The sequence below is a fragment of the Novipirellula galeiformis genome (assembly GCF_007860095.1).
Classification (GTDB): domain Bacteria; phylum Planctomycetota; class Planctomycetia; order Pirellulales; family Pirellulaceae; genus Novipirellula; species Novipirellula galeiformis.
Genome location: NZ_SJPT01000004.1, coordinates 320,038 through 338,223, shown reverse-complemented (window position 1 = coordinate 338,223; position 18,186 = coordinate 320,038). Strand labels below are relative to the sequence as shown.

At 55.7% G+C, this 18,186-nt stretch carries 15 protein-coding genes; 6 read left to right on the top strand and 9 right to left on the bottom strand.

The window, feature by feature from the left end; all coding sequences use genetic code 11:
• The first annotated feature begins 186 nt into the window (after positions 1-186).
• The 4 genes from Pla52o_RS12195 (at position 187) to crtI (ending at position 5,347) form a co-directional block, all read left to right on the top strand.
• Entirely contained in the window at positions 187-1,077 is an 891-nt protein-coding gene (locus tag Pla52o_RS12195; RefSeq protein ID WP_146594894.1) for a DUF1559 domain-containing protein, read from the top strand.
• Positions 1,078-1,886: 809 nt separating this feature from the next.
• Positions 1,887-2,351 carry a hypothetical protein gene (locus tag Pla52o_RS12190; protein ID WP_146594893.1) on the top strand — a complete coding sequence of 155 codons (465 nt, stop codon included), beginning with the start codon at positions 1,887-1,889 and terminating at the stop codon, positions 2,349-2,351.
• A 229-nt stretch (positions 2,352-2,580) separates the two neighbouring features.
• Positions 2,581-3,477, top strand: a complete 897-nt coding sequence (locus Pla52o_RS12185) for a DUF1559 family PulG-like putative transporter (protein WP_146594892.1) — start codon at positions 2,581-2,583, stop codon at positions 3,475-3,477.
• 322 nt (positions 3,478-3,799) lie between these two features.
• Entirely contained in the window at positions 3,800-5,347 is a 1,548-nt protein-coding gene (crtI, locus tag Pla52o_RS12180; protein ID WP_146594891.1) for a phytoene desaturase family protein, read from the top strand.
• Here crtI and Pla52o_RS12175 read toward each other — a convergent pair.
• From Pla52o_RS12175 to Pla52o_RS12160, 4 genes are all read right to left on the bottom strand, one after another.
• Positions 5,344-6,663 (bottom strand): glycosyltransferase family 4 protein, encoded by a 1,320-nt coding sequence (locus Pla52o_RS12175; RefSeq protein ID WP_146594890.1) that lies wholly within the window; start codon positions 6,661-6,663, stop codon positions 5,344-5,346. The two genes, crtI and Pla52o_RS12175, sit on opposite strands and share 4 nt — an antisense overlap.
• A complete protein-coding gene (gene rffA, locus Pla52o_RS12170) occupies positions 6,660-7,928 on the bottom strand; it encodes a dTDP-4-amino-4,6-dideoxygalactose transaminase (RefSeq protein ID WP_146594889.1) in 1,269 nt (422 codons plus the stop codon). The genes Pla52o_RS12175 and rffA overlap by 4 nt, the downstream gene beginning before the upstream one ends.
• 319 nt (positions 7,929-8,247) lie before the next feature.
• The gene (locus Pla52o_RS12165; protein WP_146594888.1) at positions 8,248-9,447 is read right to left on the bottom strand and encodes a glycosyltransferase family 4 protein; all 1,200 of its coding nucleotides are present in this window, start codon (positions 9,445-9,447) and stop codon (positions 8,248-8,250) included.
• A gap of 94 nt (positions 9,448-9,541) precedes the next feature.
• The gene (locus tag Pla52o_RS12160; RefSeq protein ID WP_146594887.1) at positions 9,542-10,570 is read right to left on the bottom strand and encodes an AAA family ATPase; all 1,029 of its coding nucleotides are present in this window, start codon (positions 10,568-10,570) and stop codon (positions 9,542-9,544) included.
• A gap of 657 nt (positions 10,571-11,227) precedes the next feature.
• Here Pla52o_RS12160 and Pla52o_RS12155 point away from each other — a divergent pair.
• Together Pla52o_RS12155 and Pla52o_RS12150 are read left to right on the top strand one after the other, a co-directional pair.
• A complete protein-coding gene (locus Pla52o_RS12155) occupies positions 11,228-13,063 on the top strand; it encodes an ATP-binding protein (RefSeq protein WP_146594886.1) in 1,836 nt (611 codons plus the stop codon).
• A gap of 409 nt (positions 13,064-13,472) precedes the next feature.
• The gene (locus Pla52o_RS12150) at positions 13,473-13,796 is read left to right on the top strand and encodes a hypothetical protein (protein ID WP_146594885.1); all 324 of its coding nucleotides are present in this window, start codon (positions 13,473-13,475) and stop codon (positions 13,794-13,796) included.
• 104 nt (positions 13,797-13,900) lie between these two features.
• Here the strand turns inward: Pla52o_RS12150 and Pla52o_RS12145 are convergent, their stop codons facing one another.
• From Pla52o_RS12145 to floA, 5 genes are all read right to left on the bottom strand, one after another.
• Complete coding sequence (locus Pla52o_RS12145; protein WP_146594884.1) at positions 13,901-15,076, bottom strand: aminotransferase class V-fold PLP-dependent enzyme; 1,176 nt, start codon at positions 15,074-15,076, stop codon at positions 13,901-13,903.
• On the bottom strand, positions 15,073-15,567 hold the full coding sequence (locus Pla52o_RS12140) for a molybdenum cofactor biosynthesis protein MoaE (RefSeq protein WP_146594883.1): 495 nt from the start codon (positions 15,565-15,567) through the stop codon (positions 15,073-15,075). The genes Pla52o_RS12145 and Pla52o_RS12140 overlap by 4 nt, the downstream gene beginning before the upstream one ends.
• 2 nt (positions 15,568-15,569) lie before the next feature.
• Entirely contained in the window at positions 15,570-15,815 is a 246-nt protein-coding gene (locus Pla52o_RS12135; RefSeq protein WP_146594882.1) for a MoaD/ThiS family protein, read from the bottom strand.
• A gap of 157 nt (positions 15,816-15,972) precedes the next feature.
• Positions 15,973-16,824, bottom strand: coding sequence for an alpha/beta hydrolase family protein (locus Pla52o_RS12130; RefSeq protein ID WP_146594881.1), 852 nt, complete (start codon positions 16,822-16,824; stop codon positions 15,973-15,975).
• A gap of 286 nt (positions 16,825-17,110) precedes the next feature.
• The gene (gene floA, locus Pla52o_RS12120; RefSeq protein WP_146595221.1) at positions 17,111-18,058 is read right to left on the bottom strand and encodes a flotillin-like protein FloA; all 948 of its coding nucleotides are present in this window, start codon (positions 18,056-18,058) and stop codon (positions 17,111-17,113) included.
• Positions 18,059-18,186: the final 128 nt, after the last annotated feature.

Sequence of the window (18,186 nt, the reverse complement as noted above, 5' to 3'; positions counted from 1 at the left end):
CACTTTTTGCTGTGCGGCTTTTTCGATGTTACGACGCTTTTAGTCCAGCGTTCACGTTACTCAACAAACGACTTTCAATGTGCAGGTCATTTGGAGTACCCGTTCCCCTCGAACGCCATCGCTTGTCGATGGTTGGATCTCCTGGGGCTTCCTTTCGTTTTATTCTTTGGAGTATTAGCAATTAACATGAATCGTAGACAAGGTTTTACACTGGTTGAACTACTGGTGGTCATCGCAATTATTGGAGTTCTGGTTGGCTTGTTATTGCCGGCGGTCCAAGCGGCACGCGAAGCCGCGCGGCGAATGTCGTGCAGTAACAATCTAAAGCAGGTTGGACTGGCAATGCATAACTACCATGACTCATTGGGTAGTTTTCCTTCCGGGGCGTACCCATCCTGCTGTTACGGTACATGGCTTCCGCTCATCCTGCCTTACATGGAACAAGGAAACCTCGCGGATTTGTACGTCGACTGGGGCAACACCAGCGGAGCTCGCTATAGCCACGATCCCAACTTGGCCAATGTGACTAGCAAACGCATTCCGGCATTTTCTTGTCCGAGCGACTTGGATAGCACACCTACCGGTGGCATGACCAGCCATAGCTATGCGGTAAACTACGGCAACACCGGGTTCCTTCAGCAATCAACGCTTAATGGTGTCACGTTTCGCGGTGCTCCGTTCGCACCGAATATCGATAAAAAACTCAAATTCCGAGATATCATCGACGGAACAAGTTCGACCTTGATGGTGGCCGAAGTGCGGCAAGGACAGGGAAGCGACCTTCGCGGATTCCTGTGGTGGCGAGATGCTTCGGGTTTTCAGGCCTACCTGGGGCCAAACAGTTCACTTCCCGATCGAATCTACACCTCCAGCTACTGTAATCCTGTACCAGGAATGCCCTGCGATGTTTCCTCTACTTCCAATCCGACGATGTTCGCGTCGCGTTCGCTTCACCCAGGGATCGTTCAAGCGGTCAACTGCGATGGTTCTGTGAATACTTATTCTGACAGCATCGATTTAGAAGTGTGGCGGGCTCGCAGCACGACTCAAGGTTCCGAAGTGATCAGTTTGGATTGAGCGTGGAAGCTTGATCGCTATCGGACAACGTTACCAAGGCTAGAAGAGTTTTCTCTTCTAGCCTTTTTTTATGAGCATCGATGGATGCCATGCCTCCGCCCAATGCGGAACCCATTGCTCCGGCACGCTCATAACCATGTGCTAACTATTAGTGGCCCTCCACGTCCCCCCCATCTTCGCTGCGTTGTTGATGGGGGGCTTGAATGGTGTGTCATGGGATTGGTCAGATAGGTCACGTGGGGGTGTCACGCTGTGCGAGGTCCTCGAGTTCCGCGTTCCACAGCACGAGCCAAGTTTCGCGGTGGGCGAACTCGGCTCAATCGATCCAATTGTCTGGATAGGATATCTTTTGCAGTCAATGTAGGGGTTGGAAACTCTGCGACTGAAGCTAGATTGTGACGTACGGTCTATGGCTAGGGCCAAAGGTTACTAACGTTGGGTGTCACCGAGTGACGAAAAGGTTAGTGAGCGATCACCGGTTCGCCGCATCTCCACCTAGTGGGGTGCGTGGTTGGTCCTTCGCTGTTGCCGGGGGGATGGGGTAATGCCCATCCCGACTCGGTGCGGAGATGCAGTTGGTTGAGGGGACAGGTTCCCTTGGTCGTTGCCTCGGCGTCCGCCCTCGCCCCTACCCCCTCCCCACACGCAGTTGCCGGTGATTGTGCTGGCATCTTCCCATTCGGATTTGGTTCACTTGCGACTTCAGATGCACCCTGGGGCGTCATCAATGCATCGCAAATTGAACCACTAACGGAGGCGTTTTGGAGCTTCCGTGTTTCGTTTCCATTTTCAAATCACACGAGTTTTCAATGGTTCCTGTACAAGGCTGGACATTTCGCAATCGGTTAATTGGGGGACACCTCTACATGGCAGTAGCCGTGTTGCTGGTTGGATCCATTAGCGGCTGCAATCCTGATACCGGGGGGCGAGTTCATCTTTTTGGGACCGTGACCTTGGGCGGGACGATGCTCGACCAAGGGACGATTGAGTTTCATCCTCTTTCGGAAGGATCGATTACCGGCGGAGCGATTCGTGACGGCCGTTTTGAGATACCGGCGGCGACCGGAGCGTTGCCAGGAAAATACGAAGTCCGAATTTACTCAACGGCGATTGATGAAAACGTTGACGCTACCAGCGTGGCGCCCCCTGCCCCGGGATCGGAATTGCCACCTCAGCCGGAGCGGATCAACAAACGCTACAACGTCGAATCCGAACTGACCGCGGACGTTCCTGAAGGGGGCGCGAGCGATCTTTCCTTTGAATTGGATGCCTAACTTCTCGGGGCATCTCGAGCGGGGGTAACCCCGAGGCAAAATCACGCCCCATCGGTTTCAGTTTGGCGGTTGGTTTTGCGGCATTTTCGATGTGACGACGTTTTCGTTATTGAACAAGCGGCTTTCAATGTACAAGTCATTTGTCATACCCAATCCTCTCGCACGCCATCGCTTGTAGGTGGGCGGATAGCCTGAGGTTTCCTTTCTTTACATCTTTGGAGCATAAGCAATTAATACAAATCGTAGACATGGTTTTACACTCGTTGAACTCTTGGTGGTGATTGCCATTATCGGGGTGCTGGTTGGCTTATTGCTGCCGGCGGTCCAAGCGGCACGCGAAGCTGCGCGACGAATGTCGTGCGGAAACAATCTGAAACAGATTGGGTTGGCAATGCACAACTACCATGACTCATTGGGTAGTTTTCCGACCGGGGCGTATACGTCCTGCTGTTACGGTACCTGGCTTCCGTTGATCCTGCCTTATATGGAACAGGGAAACCTCGCCGAGTTATACGTTGACTGGGGCAATACCTCCGGATTCAGCTATAGCAGCACTCTCAACAAAACCAATGTGACCACCAAACGCATCCCGGCGTTTTCTTGTCCAAGTGATTTAGATAACGCGCCACTGCAAGAGATTACGAGCCATAGCTATGCTGTGAATTACGGCAATACCGATCTCTTGCAGGTCGCAACGCTCAACGGGGTCACTTTCCGCGGTGCTCCATTTGGACCTTATACCGATTCGAAAACTAAGTTTCGGGATATCCTGGATGGGACAAGTTCAACTTTGATGGTTGCCGAGGTGCGACAAGGCCAGGGAGCCGACCTTCGCGGATTCCTGTGGTGGCGAGATGCGTCGGGAATGCAAGCCTACTTGGGACCAAACAGTTCTCTGCCTGACCGGCTTCCTGGCACTTGGTACTGCGAGCCAGTCCCAGGATTGCCCTGTGAGGTTTCTTCTACCAGCAACCCGACGACGTTTGCTTCGCGTTCGCTTCATCCAGGCATCGTGCAAGCGGTCAATTGCGATGGATCTGTGAATACTTATTCCGACAGCATCGATTTAAATGTGTGGCGGGCTCGCAGTACGACTCAAGGTTCCGAAGTGATCTCGATGGATTGATCGATGAACGAATCATCGAAGCTTGATCGCTAACGCGACAACGTTACAAAGGCTAGAAGGGGTTTCTCTTCTAGCCTTTTTTTGTATCTTGCGATGCGTTTTTGTCCTGTTCCACCCTTTCTACGGCTTAAGCCTCTTTCCAACGTGGCCGTTCCCCCTACAGTTTCCCTTCGCTCGGCGGCGAGTGTTTTGCCAGGATTAAAGTGAGTGCTGGGGGTAGCGGAAGTCGTCAAGACTTTCGTTGTACTCGCTGAATGATTCGGACCTCGCGGGACTCGTCTGCTATCCTACGTTGAAATTAGACAAAGAAAGGAACACGGGTTTGTCATCACGTAAAGTTGTCGTCGTGGGTGCGGGGCCAGGCGGGTTGGCTGCGGCGATGCAATTGGCCTACGCCGGTTGTGACGTGACGGTTCTCGAACGCCGCCATGTCGTGGGAGGCCGTACATCGGCCATCGAAGCGAATGGATTCCGTTTTGATTGTGGCCCCACCTTCTTTCTTTACCCTCGCGTGCTCGCGGAGATCTTTCGTAGCGTTGGGTTCGAGCTGATGGATGAGGTTCCGATGACCCGGTTGGAGACTCAGTATCGGTTGACGTTTGGCAACGGGGGACAGCTTGATTGCAGCGCCAACATCGCTGCGATGGACCGACAAATTGCCGAGCTTAGTCCCGTCGACGTGGGCGCGTTTCGACGGTTTCTGGATGACAATCGGGTCAAGCTTGAAAAGTTTCGCCCGATCCTCGAGTCACCCTTTCGTTCACCCTTGGATTTGCTGCGGCCCGCGGTGTTGTCCGCCCTTCCCTATCTGCATCCCAACCGCTCTCTCGCCACCGAGCTACAGCGTTATTTTAGCGATCCCCGCTTAGTCATCGCGTTTGGGTTTCAGGCAAAATACCTTGGGATGTCTCCCTTTCAATGCCCCAGCCTGTTTAGCATCTTGTCGTTTTTGGAATACGAATATGGGGTCTGGCATCCGATCGGGGGCTGCCATCGTGTCAGTGAACAGATGGCGAGCCTCGCCCGCTCGCTCGGAGTGAAGATCAAACTTGCCGAGCCGGTCGAGTCGCTTGAACTCGAAGGACGCCGCGTCAAGGCGGTGCACACCGAACATGATCGCTACGAAGCGGATGCGTTCGTCGTCAACGCTGACTTTGCCGATTGGATGACGCATCATGTGCCCAATCAACTTCGTCGGCGCTGGAGCGACGCGTCGATTGAGAAGAAGAAATTCTCGTGCAGCACCTTCATGTTGTACTTGGGGATCGAAGGCGTCTACGACGACCTTCCTCATCACAACATTCACATTAGTCGCCAATACGAACAGAACCTGCACGAAATCGAAACGACGCATCAACTCAGCAGTGATCCCTCGTTTTATGTTCAAAATGCATCGGTAACCGATCCTTCCTTGGCGCCACCCGGGTGCAGCACGTTGTATGTGTTGGTGCCGGTGACGCATCAACACAAGAATGTGGATTGGGCTACCGCAGCGGACGGTTTTCGCGACCAAACGCTTGAACGGATGTCCCAGATTGGACTGGGCGATGTGCGCCGGCGGATTCGCTTTGAACATCGGATCACGCCTGATGATTGGAAAAACGATTACGCGGTGCATCGTGGTGCGACGTTCAACCTCGCTCACAATCTTGGGCAAATGCTGCATCGACGTCCCCGCAATCGCTTCGAGGAACTCGATGGCGTGTACCTCGTCGGGGGCGGAACGCATCCCGGTAGCGGGTTACCGGTGATCTATGAATCGAGCCGAATCACCAGCCGGTTGCTGTTGAATGATCTTGGCGTGGACGCGCGTTTTATCGATGCCAACACCGCCCAGGATGGCGAAGCAGACCGCGAGAGCGTTTCCTAGGACGCCGTTTCCGCACGCGTTGAAGATTCACGGGACACCACCTCGGTCAAGATCTCGAGCACGCGTCGCGATTTTGCTTCCCAGCCAAAGTAATTCCCTTGCGCCCGTGCGACCGCACCGGCGGAAAGCCGCTTCCGCAGTTCCTCGTCCTCGGCGATACGCACCATTGCATCGGTCAGTCCATCGACCAAGGCTTGTTCCGAGGAAACATCGATACGAATACCACAGCTGTCGTCGACATACTCGCCGGGCGCCATCCAATTGCAAGCGATCACCGGCGTTCCACAGCCCATCGCTTCGAGCAGCGCCAGTCCGCCGCATTCACGCAGCCCGGTGGCCATGTAGGCGTCCGCTTTCTTCATGATCTCAATGCCTTCGGCGAGCGGTAACCGTCCGTAAAAGTTCACATGGTCGCTAATCCCCAGTCTGCGGGCTTGCGCTTGGGTGGCTTCGAGCAGGTCGCCATCTCCGATCAAGTCGAGCACCGCATCGGTGCGGACCAGGACTCTGGGAAAGGCATCGACTAAGAATTTGACCCCTTTCCAATCAACAAAACGAGCGAAATAGACAAACCGAGCGGGCTCCGATTTCGCCCGCCGCGGGAACGGTGCGGGAGTGACCGTGGTCAGATCCACTCCACTTTCGACGACCGTGTAGCGGGTGCCCCGGGTTCCGTTGGGGAGCGCCCGGGCCGCACGATCATTACCGACGATCAACGCTTTTGCATGCAGCTTGCCTGGCGAAATTCGATTTGCGGTTTGAGCCAAAATTCGCCCCGCCGAGACTCCCAACTTAACCCACATGGGATCCATGAATCGAAACGCGGGCGGAAAGCTGAGCCCGCCACACATCGGACCGATCACCGCCGGCACACCGACCGAGTACATGCAACTGACCGACTTTGGCGCAATGGGCGTTGGTTCAAATACAACGTCGATCAAATCGTTTGCGGCCATCTGCTTGACGACGCGGCGTGCTTGAAGCCCGGTCAGCCAATGGATCAATTGGGCGCCGATCAAACTGCGGATGCGATCGGGGGAGTATTGGAAGAGCCGATGGGTGAGCTTCATCAGCGACGTGTCGTCGAGGAACGTGAACACCGAGATCTCCTCCGGCGACAACGTTTCACGCAGCTCTTGCTCACATCGGCAATGCACGACCAAACGCGTATCGACACCCCATTTGCGGAAGAAACGCATGTAATAAAGCGGTGTCGAGGTTTCGCCACTCATCTGCATCGATGCGTTGTCGACAACGATTGCGACACGCGGCGTCTTGGCGTTCGCCGAGGATACAAACGGTTCAGGGGGGCTCATGTCCAATGGTTAAACCCTTTCAATGCATCGACAACACGAGCGGCTTGTTCCATCGACAATCCGGTATAGAACGGGATGCGTAATAAACGTTCCCCCGCCATTTCCGTCACAGGGAAATCACCCGATTGGTATCCGTAACGATGCCCCATGATCGAACAGTGCAGCGGTTGATAGTGAAATGTGGACTGGATTTTCAACGCGGTCAGATGCGACGTTAATCGCGATTGGATCTCAAGCGAGGGTAGCAGCATCCAAAACAAGTGATACGCCGATTGGCAATCTGCGGGAATCGAAGGCAATTGGACGTGATGTTCGTGTGCCCATGTCGAAAGTTCGGTGATATAGAAATCATGCAACTTACGCCGATGCTGTTGCACAAACTCGTGTTCACGAAGTTGCACCCATAGATGAGCGGCGAGAATCTCCGACGGCAAATAGCTCGATCCTTTGTCACACCATGAGTATCGATCGACTTGGCCGCGCAAGAACATCGCGCGATTGGTTCCCTTTTCGCGAATGATTTCCGCACGCTCGGCGAACTCCGGAGCGTTGATGAACAATGCGCCCCCTTCGCCACACGAGTAATTTTTGGTTTGGTGAAAACTTGCCGCACCGAATTCACCAAGCGTTCCTAACGCTTGCCCTTGATAATTGCCGAAGATCGCATGGGCGACATCTTCGACCACGGCGAGATTGTTTCGTTTGGCAATCGCAGTGATCGTCGCCATGTCGCACGACACTCCTGCGTAGTGCACCACCACGATCGCTCGCGTTCGCGATGTGATCAACGCCTCGATCCGCGTCTCGTCAATATTCAGGGTGTCGCTGCGGATATCGCAAAACACGGGGCGAACCCCAAGGTTGGTAAATGCGTTTGCCGTGGACACAAACGTGAACGACGGCATGATCACTTCGTCCTCCGATCGCAATTCCAACAGCATCGCGGACAACTCGAGCGCATGAGTACATGAGGTCGTCAGCAGCGTCTTGTTGCATTTGAGTCGTTCCTCAAGCAACGTATGGCACTTGCGGGTAAAGGGACCATCGCCGCAAAGGTGTCCCGACCAAAGAACCTTCGAAATCATCTCGATCTCGTCACCGAATGTATACGGATGACAAATCGGCAGCGTCTCCGGTTCAAGTTGTTTTCGTTCGTAAGGGTGGGGTCGACGGTCTAACGTCGGTGATGAGTTCGCCGATGACTTGTCGTGGTTGATCCAAGAGGTGTCGCTGCTGCTTAGCTCGGTGCGCATGAGAGGTGCCATCGATCCAGGAATGAAAGGAAGAAGTCTTCGCTGTCGGACGATCGTGAAGCTAGGTAAAGGCAGAGGCATGAAACGCCTCGCAGCATTTTTCTCCAAAGAAGAGGAACCGTTCCCAAGGTCAGGCAGGAACCGCAGCGAGCGATATCCGGTTTTCGGTCCGGGACGCTGATTGATTGAAGCGGCTCTTTAGGGTTGGATTGTACCCCCGTCGGGGAGGGTGTGGCAAGCGCCGTTTTTGGGGCGTGAGCAGAACGTGCTATTGATCGCCGCCGACGGAGACGGTATCGCGGAGCTGGCGATCCTTCGGTGCGACTCGTTCTCAGGCCATCGATTCGCGGTCGTTTGCCAAGCATCGCTCCGATAACCATTGCTGGTCCTCGGGGGTGTCACTGACCCAGCGATTGACAAGGTCGGCCCACTTCACGGGAAGTCTCAGACGATCCCACGTTGCGTGAGACGCCGCCGAGATTGCTTCGTACAGCGAGGGAGTCATCAACGCCTCTTCAATGCAGTCGGCCATCGCCGATGCGTTTTTTTGAGCAAAAATCATCGAGTTTTCTCGATGCTTCAAATGACGGGTGAACATCGGATGATCCGATGCGACCGTGGGGGTGCAAGCGCGAAGTGCGTGGTGGATTACCAGCGGAAATCCTTCAGGATATTCGTGTCGGCTGGGGACAATGACCAGGTCACATTGATGCATCAGGGGTTCGATTAGCTGATTCGGCAAGATCCCCATGCGCTCGACATCGTCTTGGACGCGGTATTGCTTGCATTGATGCAGGGCAACGTTTTCAGCGTCGTCTCCCACAAGTTTTAGCGTGACCTCGACCGATTTAGATTTCAGGATGGCAATCGCATGGATCAGTTCGGGGATCCCTTTGCCGGCGGAGATCGATCCGACGTAACAGAGTGTAAATCGCTTTCGACTGGCCGGGCTTTGTTTTGCGGAAAAGGAGCCTGCGTTTGAATCGAGCAGGTAGTCCCAGGGAATGATTTTGGCTGGATCGACCCCAAGCCGTGCCAGTTCTCGGGAAGAATTAATGCCGTAGCTTCCCACCCAACGAAAATTCGCTTGGTTCAGTGATTTTGCCGTCCAACGGTTTCTTGTTTCTCGCACCAAGTTGCGTGGAAATCGACTCGCTTCTCGGGCGAAGGTATTGGCAAATGTGGTGATCGCGGGGATGCGCTGTTTGGCTGTCCAGCGAATGATGTCGCGATCGATCGTGTGCAGCACCAAGTGGCTAGGAGAGTACCGCACAATCATTTGGATCATCGCGTCCGCGCAAGCTTGGTTGCAAAGTCCGCCACCGATCACCCGGACCCCATTGCCCAGCACTTCGTCGTAGGCTTCTGCGGTGTGATAGGTTAGAACCGCAAATTCGTCGACCGATTTGCAAAGTGTCGCATACGAATCGATCGAGTAACGCTGGGCATGGTACGTTTCCTGGCCTCCATTGCAGAGACGATGATAGGCTTCACGCACATCCCCGGCGTTTTGAACATACAGAAGTCGCATCGATATTACTCCTGCGTGAGGTGAGCGAAGAGCATCAAGCGTTCAATGCCTCATCCGCAGGCTGGGAGTCTTGCAAAGGCTTAGGGAATTAGGCTTATAAAACCTTTGCAGGTTTTCCCGACGTTTCACGAATCATTCGCAAGATCAAATCGTCAACGGTGATCCCATCCGCCTCGGATGCAAACGTAGGCACGACGCGATGGCGAAGCACGGGCAGCGCCAGCGTTTGGACGTCCTCAATCGCCACCGTGGGGCGACCATGCAACAGGGCGCGTGCTTTTGCCGCGAGCACCAATTGTTGGCTGGCCCGCGGCCCTGGACCCCATTGGATCAACTCTCGTGCCCATAGTGCCGAATGCTCATCCTGAGGGCGTAGGGTTCGGACCGCATCGAGAACCCAGTCCTTCACATGAGGCGGCAAGGGGACATTGCGAACGGTTTGTTGGAATTGGGCGATGTCCTCTCCCGAAATCACTGGCTCGACGGTCCCTGTGAAGGTCGACGTGGTGCGATCGACGATCTCCGATTCTTCCTCTCGACTTGGGTACCCCACCACAACGTGGAACAGGAAACGATCGCGTTGGGCTTCGGGAAGCGGATACGTGCCCTCTTGTTCGATCGGGTTTTGGGTCGCGAGCACAAAGAACGGTTCACTGAGCCGGTAGGTGGTGCCCGCTGCGGTAACCTCGTGTTCTTGCATCGCTTCGAGCAGGGCGGCTTGGGTCTTAGGCGGCGTGCGATTGATCTCGTCGGCCAGTAGCATTTGTGTGAAGATCGGGCCGCGTTCGAACTTGAACTCGCGCCGTCCGGTCGCAGGATCTTCTTGGATGATTTCCGTTCCCGTGATGTCGCCGGGCATCAAATCGGGCGTGAACTGAATTCGTCGAAACGTCAATTTCATCGATTGCGCCAAGGTGCGAATCATCAGTGTCTTGGCGAGTCCCGGGACGCCTTCAAGCAAACAGTGGCCGCGCGCCAGGATGGCGATCAACAACTGCTCGATCACCTCGTCTTGTCCGACGACAATCTTCCCGACTTGTTCACGAACTTGGTTGCATGCATGCACGAGTCGGGTGGTCGCCGCAGCGTCGCTCGAAGGTTCAATCGGGGGTGGTTGGACCAAGGCAAGGTTCCTACGGAGGTGAAACGGCGATGCGGAAGGCGGAAAGTCCGCATGCCATTGTAGCCAAACCCGATCGTGCAATGGCACAACGCCAAAAGACATTTTGTTGGATTAGAAAGACATCCACGACGCCCCTTTTCGCAGGGAATCAGGCCAGGAGGAAAGTGATGACGTTGCGATATTGACGTTTTCCTAGCAAATCATCACCCGAAGCGTCCGCGAGGGACCGAGTCAAGAATCATATTCCCTCGCTGACGCTTCGGGTGATGAAAAAAACGCAACTTTAAAACACGCCAGCGATTTACCGAGTCGAGATCGATTTTCCCTTGGGGGTGCGTTGGCTTGCGAGCAATACGCGACTGCAAAGAGAGCGTTGAAATTACGATTCACAAGCTCGCGTTTGGGCGTTCAGCGTCGAAGCCCAGGATTTTTTGAGCCAACAGCTCAATATTGGCAGCGGTTTCAATTTACTTGAATTTTCCTATCATGGAGGCCGCAGCGGAAACGCGATGATGCCTCTTGAATGTTTAGGCTTAGGCACGCGGTGGGGTTGATGAAAGCTGCCAACCGCGATCGTCAACCCAACAACGGTCATCATCCCACCGCGGCCACAGGAATGTTGTGCTCCCGGATTCAATTCTCCCGACGTGATATTTTATGGCTTCTCTGTTCGTGGTCCGAGGACGTGATCAAGGAAAGCATTTCCAACTGCAAGGAAGTGTCGTACGAATTGGCCGCGACAAAACCAATACGATTCAGTTGTTGGATACCGAAGCGTCACGCGTCCACGCCGAAATTCAGATTGACCCAATGGGCGGCTGTCGATTAGTCGACCTGGAGAGTAGCAACGGCACGCTGGTCAACGGAATTCCCAAACGTCAGCATCCTCTTGCCAGCGGCGATCGGATCGAAATTGGGGGATCGATGATGATCTTCACCGGCGCGGGGCAACCGGGCGCTGGGCAAGCCGGTGCGATGGAAGCGGCGCACGGCGTCGATATCGTTCAGCAAAGCCACCGCAATGATGGCAGCCGGATTATTTCCTCGATCGCCCCTTCCTCAGGCATCTTTCACTCTAGGTCCCTTGCCGAGGCGGCCGATTCAAGCGGTGCTAGCGCCAGTGGAATGGGGACGTCCCGTATCCTCACACCGACGGTGACCGACGCCGATCGCTCGCTCGAAGTCATGTACTTGACTGCGATCGCAGTGGGACGCACCGACGATTTGAACCAGGTGCTCAACCGCATCCTGCGGCTTGTGTTTGATTGGATCGAAGCGGATCGTGGCTGCGTGATGCTGCGTGATAACGAGTCGGGTTTGTTCCAGCCCGCCGCTCGCGTTGACCGCCAAGGAACCTCGGATCGCAAATCAGGGACTCATCGACGAATTGAAATCAGCCGCACGATGCTGGACTACGTGCTCGAGAAGAAGGAAGGGGTCCGAACCAGCGATGCACGCGACGATGTCCGCTTCGACTCAGCGGCATCGATTGTCAGCGCAGGCGTACGCGAAGCGATCTGTGTTCCGTTGCAAGGTCGTTATGACATCGTCGGTGCGCTGTACGTGGACACCTATACCGACCCAGGGCAAATGATGGCTCGCGATCATGCTCCGCGATTCACCGACGATCACCTGAGACTGATTACCGCGATCGGGCACCAAGCGGCGTTGGCGATCGAAGATACGTTCTACTATTCGGCGCTGGTTCAAGGCGAGCGGTTGGCTGCCATGGGGCAAACGATTGCAACCCTCTCGCATCACATCAAAAATATTCTGCAAGGCATTCGCGGCGGCAGCTATCTGATCGAAGCTGGCTTAGAGCGTGATGACACCGACGCGGTGCGGCGTGGTTGGCGAATTGTCGATCGCAACCAAGAGCGGATCTCGAACCTCGTGCTCGACATGTTGACCTTCTCGAAGGAGCGTGAACCCCAGTGCGTTGATGCGGACTTGAATGAAACGGTCAGCGATGTGGTTGAATTGATGCAGCCTCGCGCCCAAGAGTTGAATGTGTCGTTGGTTACCGAGCTGGCCGAGGGGATGCCCGATGCCTTCTTTGATACGGATGCACTTCATCGCGCGATCTTAAATTTGGTTACCAATGCGGTGGACGCGACCTCGGATCACGCCAAAAAACTAAGCGAGGCGAACCAGAATGAAGGAGCCCTCGAGCACGTTGAAAACGAATTTGTTGCCCGCGTAACAGTGAAGACATGGTTCGATCCGGCCGCAGGTTGGGGCGTGGATGTCGTGGACAACGGGCCGGGAGTTCCTGAAGAAGATCGTCTAAAGATCTTTTCGCTGTTCGAGTCTCGCAAAGGCGCACGCGGAACAGGGCTGGGCTTGCCCGTCAGTTCGAAAATCATGATCGAGCATGGGGGTGAGATTCAGGTCATGACGCCCGCCAACGGAAAAGGAAGTTGTTTTCGTTTGCGGCTGCCGCCGCGTGGAACGGAACCAGGCGAGCTGAGTCGCCGCGATACAATCGCCTAGCGCGGGCGGACATTGGCAATGGTCGAAACCTCGGTGCCGGCGTGGCCGTTGCCGATTCCATGCTCGACGCACGCGTCTGGCTCGCGATTGGCCCATTGCACACGACGCTGGGGTATGCGTTTGATTGTCGTTGCGCGATGCCTGCGGAAACGGATGCCTGCGGAAACGAATCCGTTGCGACTACATGCGACTTCGCTGCGTCCAATTGCTTCGCCGTGTCCAATTGCCTCGTTGCGCCCAATTGCTTCGCTGTTTCGTGTTGAATGCGGGCAGAGTCAGCGCGTTGGCGGTTTGTGGCTCAAGGTGCCGGTACGTAACTTGCACCGCCACTGGATCGTTTTCAGTGAGCGCAGTGGCGAGGTCTCGCGATCCGTTGGTCTGTGCCTATCTTCGCATGGAGAATAAACCGATGTTGAAAAAACTGATTTTCGTTTGCGTGTTTGCTATCGCAGGCATGGTGATGACCAGCGACGCTAATGCGCGCCACGGTCACGCTTTCGGCCATGGGCATCATGTTGGCCACGGACATCACTCTCATCATGGGGTTCACCACAGCTATTATCGTGCTCCGCGCGTGGTGTACCGCCGTTATCGCACCGTCCGCGTCTATCGTCGCGTTTATCGTCCCAGCTACGTTCATCACCATGACTATGATGCATCGTACCGCTCGTATGATGGAGGCCATTACGGCTACCCAACGTACGGGCATCACGATTCTGGGTATGAATGGTAGGGCGATGCGAGCGACACGGGAATTTAGATCCGCTGCAGCGGGAGATTGGTGCTCCAATGAATCCCGCAGCGTGTGAGGCACCGCAGGAACCGTAGCTGGCTCCTTTAGTGGACCGAATCGGCAATTTGTCGAAAAGCATCGATCACGAATGCGATTTCTTGCTTCGTCGTTTCGGCCGATCCGCTAATTCGTAGCGTGCCCTCGGGGGCGCTTCCCAGAAACGAGTGAATCCGTGCGGCACAGTGCAGTCCCGCTCTGGCCTCAATCCCAAATTCTGCGTCGAGAATCGCTGACAAATCGGAGGGGGGAAAGCCATCGATCGTCAAGCTGACGATCGGTAATCGAGCGGGGGATCCAAGCACGGTGACCGACGGGATCGATCGCAGTCCGTCGTTGAGTTGCTTGGAAACAGCGGCCAGTGCCGCGGCGTAATGCTCGTCATTTCGAGACGCTAGCTGCTCGATTGCCACGTTCCAGCCAGCGATCGCGGCAACGTTCAAATTGCCGGGTTCGAGTTTCGCTGGCATTGATTCCGGCATTTCCATCGACTCGGATTGGCTACCGGTACCTCCAAAAATGCTGGCGGTGATGCGGTCGTGCCAAGCGGGCGAGACGTATAAAAAGCCCGTTCCCTGGGGGCCACCGCTGCCTTTGTGTCCCGGTGCTGCCAACAGATCGATTTCCGCAGCTTCGACGTCGATCCGAAGGTAGCCAAAGCTTTGCGCGGCATCGCATAAGAAGGCAGGCGACGAAGGGGTTTGGCTTGCTTGCTTTAGCCCCTGTCCAATTTCCTGGATCGGTTGCTCGGCTCCCGTCACATTGCTCGCCGACGTCACCGCCACCAATCGCGTCGCGTCCGTGACAGCGGAGAGGATGTCGTTTGCACAAACGACTCCGTCACGGTCGCAATCGACGATCGTCAGGTTGACGTTGCGAGTGCGGGCCAGATGCGACAGCGGTCTTAGGACGCTGTTGTGTTCCGCGGCGGTGGTGACGACATGGTCGCCATCACGAACAATGCCTGCGATTGCCGCGTTGATTGCCTGAGTGCCATTGCTGAAGAACGCGATGCTATTCGGAGACGCACCGTGGATTAGTCGCGAGATCCCCCGTCGTGTGGAGTGCAGGATCGCATCCGCTTGATTGGCCGATTGATACTGGCCACGACCCGATGCCGCACCACATTCGCGTGCGTAACGATCCATTGCATCGAGTACGTCGGGGTGCTTCGGCCATGACGTTGCTGCGTGATCCAAATACATTCGGCGAGAGATCGTCAATTGCTAATCCTTAGGTCGGGCTCATCCGAGTCAAGTTCACTTGAGTGCGATGGGGCCGAGGGTGACTCGTTAGGATGCATCCACTGGGTGGATCCATCGGTAAACGTTTCGCGTTTCCAGATCGGAACATCCGTTTTGAGTTGATCCATGATCCACGGTAGCGCTGCGAACGATTGTTTCCGATGAGGGCTGCTGCATCCTAACGCAACGCTCGCTTCGCCCACAGGGACCTCCCCGAGTCGATGGACGATCACCAGCTTGGTTAACTCGAATCGCTTGATCGCCTCGCTCGCTAAGCGACGAAGCTCTTGCGTCGCCATCGGCCGGTGAGCTTCATAGGAAAGCAGTTGGGTGACTCGGTCGCCCGTCGTGCGACGCGTCACGCCCAAGAACCAAGCGTGGGCACCGACATCGGGATCCGCGATCCACGCCATCAAGGGGACGCAATCAATCGCGTCGTCGGTCAATTGGACCAAGTGGTGGGGAGACATGATCAACCTCCGCTGACCGGAGGAATGATGGCGATTTCAATTGCCGATGCAATCGGTTCCGAATTGGGAACATAGCGGTGATCAAGGGCGACGCGGCACGAACCGAGAAGCGGTGCGATCGTGGGAAAACGATGGCTGAGTTCGTGAAGCACATCCATCGCCGTCGCATCGTCGGCGACGTCGATCGCAACCGAATCGCTTCCGGCGGCGTCGCGGACGGCTGCAAACAAGAGAATCTGTCGTTGCATCACGCTTGCGGGGCCTATCGAGGGTGGCAGGTAAAAAGGGCGGAGAGCTGCGGCAGGTACCACTTTAGAACGGATTCCTCCGATGCTAAAGCCTACTCCCTGCGTTGAACGAGTTCGCGCTGCGAGTGCGGATGGATATGGTCCCCACGCTCGGACGTTAACCGAGTGATGACGCGCTGTAGCGATGTACTGCTGCGGCAGTCAAATCCACAACGTATTGGAGGTCATGAGCATGTTTGGCCAACAAATGATCCGCCCCGCACAGCGAAACCAACGAGCACAAGGCCTCGCTTTGCTTGGTGAAATCATCCCGCGATTGATTGATTAGCGACATGATCCGCAGGGCATGGTGATACCCCACCGTTTCGTCATCAGGCGAATGCAACACCATTGTGGGGACGTTGATCTTTGCGATCAAATTGGGCAAGTCATGGCTGCGAAAGTCGTGGATCATTTGGTCACGTATCTGCCAGCGATAGCCGCCGATCGTCACATCGCCTTCGCCGGTGGCGGCAATCTTGGGATTCAACCGCAGCAACAAATCGGCCAAATGCAACGTGTCGCTGGGGGCCGCTAACGCGATCACACAGCGCAGTTTCGCTAGTGCCGTCGCCTCGGAAGCGACCAAGGGGCTGGACGATTCACCGGCCACAGCCAACGAGGTTGCCCCTCCGAAACTGTGCCCCAACAATGCATGCACCGCGCCAAACTCGGTTTGAGCGAACGCGATGGCCGCACGCAAATCGGCCTTATTGGTCGAGAAGTTTGTCTGCGAAAAATCGCCACTGCTGCCGCCCAATCCCGTCATGTCATAACGCAGCACCGCGATCCCTCGCTCGGCCAGCGCTCGCGCGATTCGCACAATTGCCTTGAGGTCTTTGTTGCAGGTGAAGCAGTGACTAAAGACGACGGCGGGGACCGCGACGGTCGTGTCGGGGCGGTCGACAATTCCCGCCAACTCGGATCCCGATCCACCTGGGAAAGTGACGCGATAGGATTTACGACTCACGTGCGAAACAGCCTTCACATAATGCAGGAAAAACGGTTGGAGATTCCACCGTATCCTACGGCTGCTCGTCTGGGAAGTATCCCACCCAAGCTCGAGACGATGCCCCCCAGGGGCGGCAAGCCCAGTGAGTCGAAGGCCCACAGTGAGTTGAAGGCCCGCAGCGGATTAAAGGTCCAATCAAACAAAGGCCCAACGCCCCAACGGCCCAAAGGCCCAGCGTCCCAAAGGCCCAGCGCCCCAAAGGCCCAACGCCCCAACGGCAGCGCTCGGTACGAAGCCGCGATGGCTAGTGGTTGGTGGGCGCGGAGATGCGTCCGCCGCGGAACGCCTCGGCCATCGCCATGGGGACTTTGGCTTCGGCCAAAACCAATTGAGACCGATTCTCGGCCACCTTGGCCTTCATCTGCTGCTCCTCGGCGATGGCTTCGGCACGTCGGCTTTCCGCCTCCGCTCGCGCAACACGCGTGTCCGCTTCGGCTTGATCGCTTTGCAATCGAGCCCCGATGTTCTCGCCCACATCAATATCCGCGATGTCGATCGAAACAATCTCAAACGCCGTTTGCGCATCCAATCCACGAGAAAGCACGACGCGCGTGATCATATCGGGATTTTCAAGCACTTTGAAATGGTCCGTGGTCGAACCAATCGAACTGATGATCGCTTCACCGACACGCGCGATCACGGTGTCCTCGGTCGCACCCCCAATCAATTGTTCGATGTTGGTGCGGACGGTGACGCGTGCACGAACGCGAAGCTCGATACCGTTCTTGGTGATTGCGCTCAACGTGGTTTTGCCGGTGCGACTTGGATCCGGGCAATCGATCACTTTGGGATAGACACTCGTTTGTACGGCGTCCAAGACATCGCGTCCCGCCAGGTCGATGGCCGCGGCTTGATCAAAATCCAACGGGATCTCGGCGCGATGGGCCGCAATGATCGCATGGATCACGTTCATCACGTTGCCTCCCGCCAAATAGTGAGCTTCCAAACGCCGTGTGCTAATCCCGTCACGACGCGAGATATTCAATCCGGCTTGAGCTGACATCACTTTGGCCTGGACAATCACATTCGGGTTGACCTTGGTGAAATGCATCCGAATCAGGCTCATCAAGCTGACGTCGGCTACCGACATGTACGCTTGGAACCACAGTTTTCCATAGCGAACGAAGAAGAAGCCAAGAATGGCGATCAGGAAGAGCACGAATAGCGTGATTGCCAACCAAAGTACATTCATCGGCTTTTGCCCAAGCAATTGCCAACTTGCCAACGGCAAGGCAACATGGGCGGCTTCTGCAGCGATGGAAAGGACGGGCGGCAACATCATGACGCTCACAATTTTGTGATGGGGAGACAAATGACTCG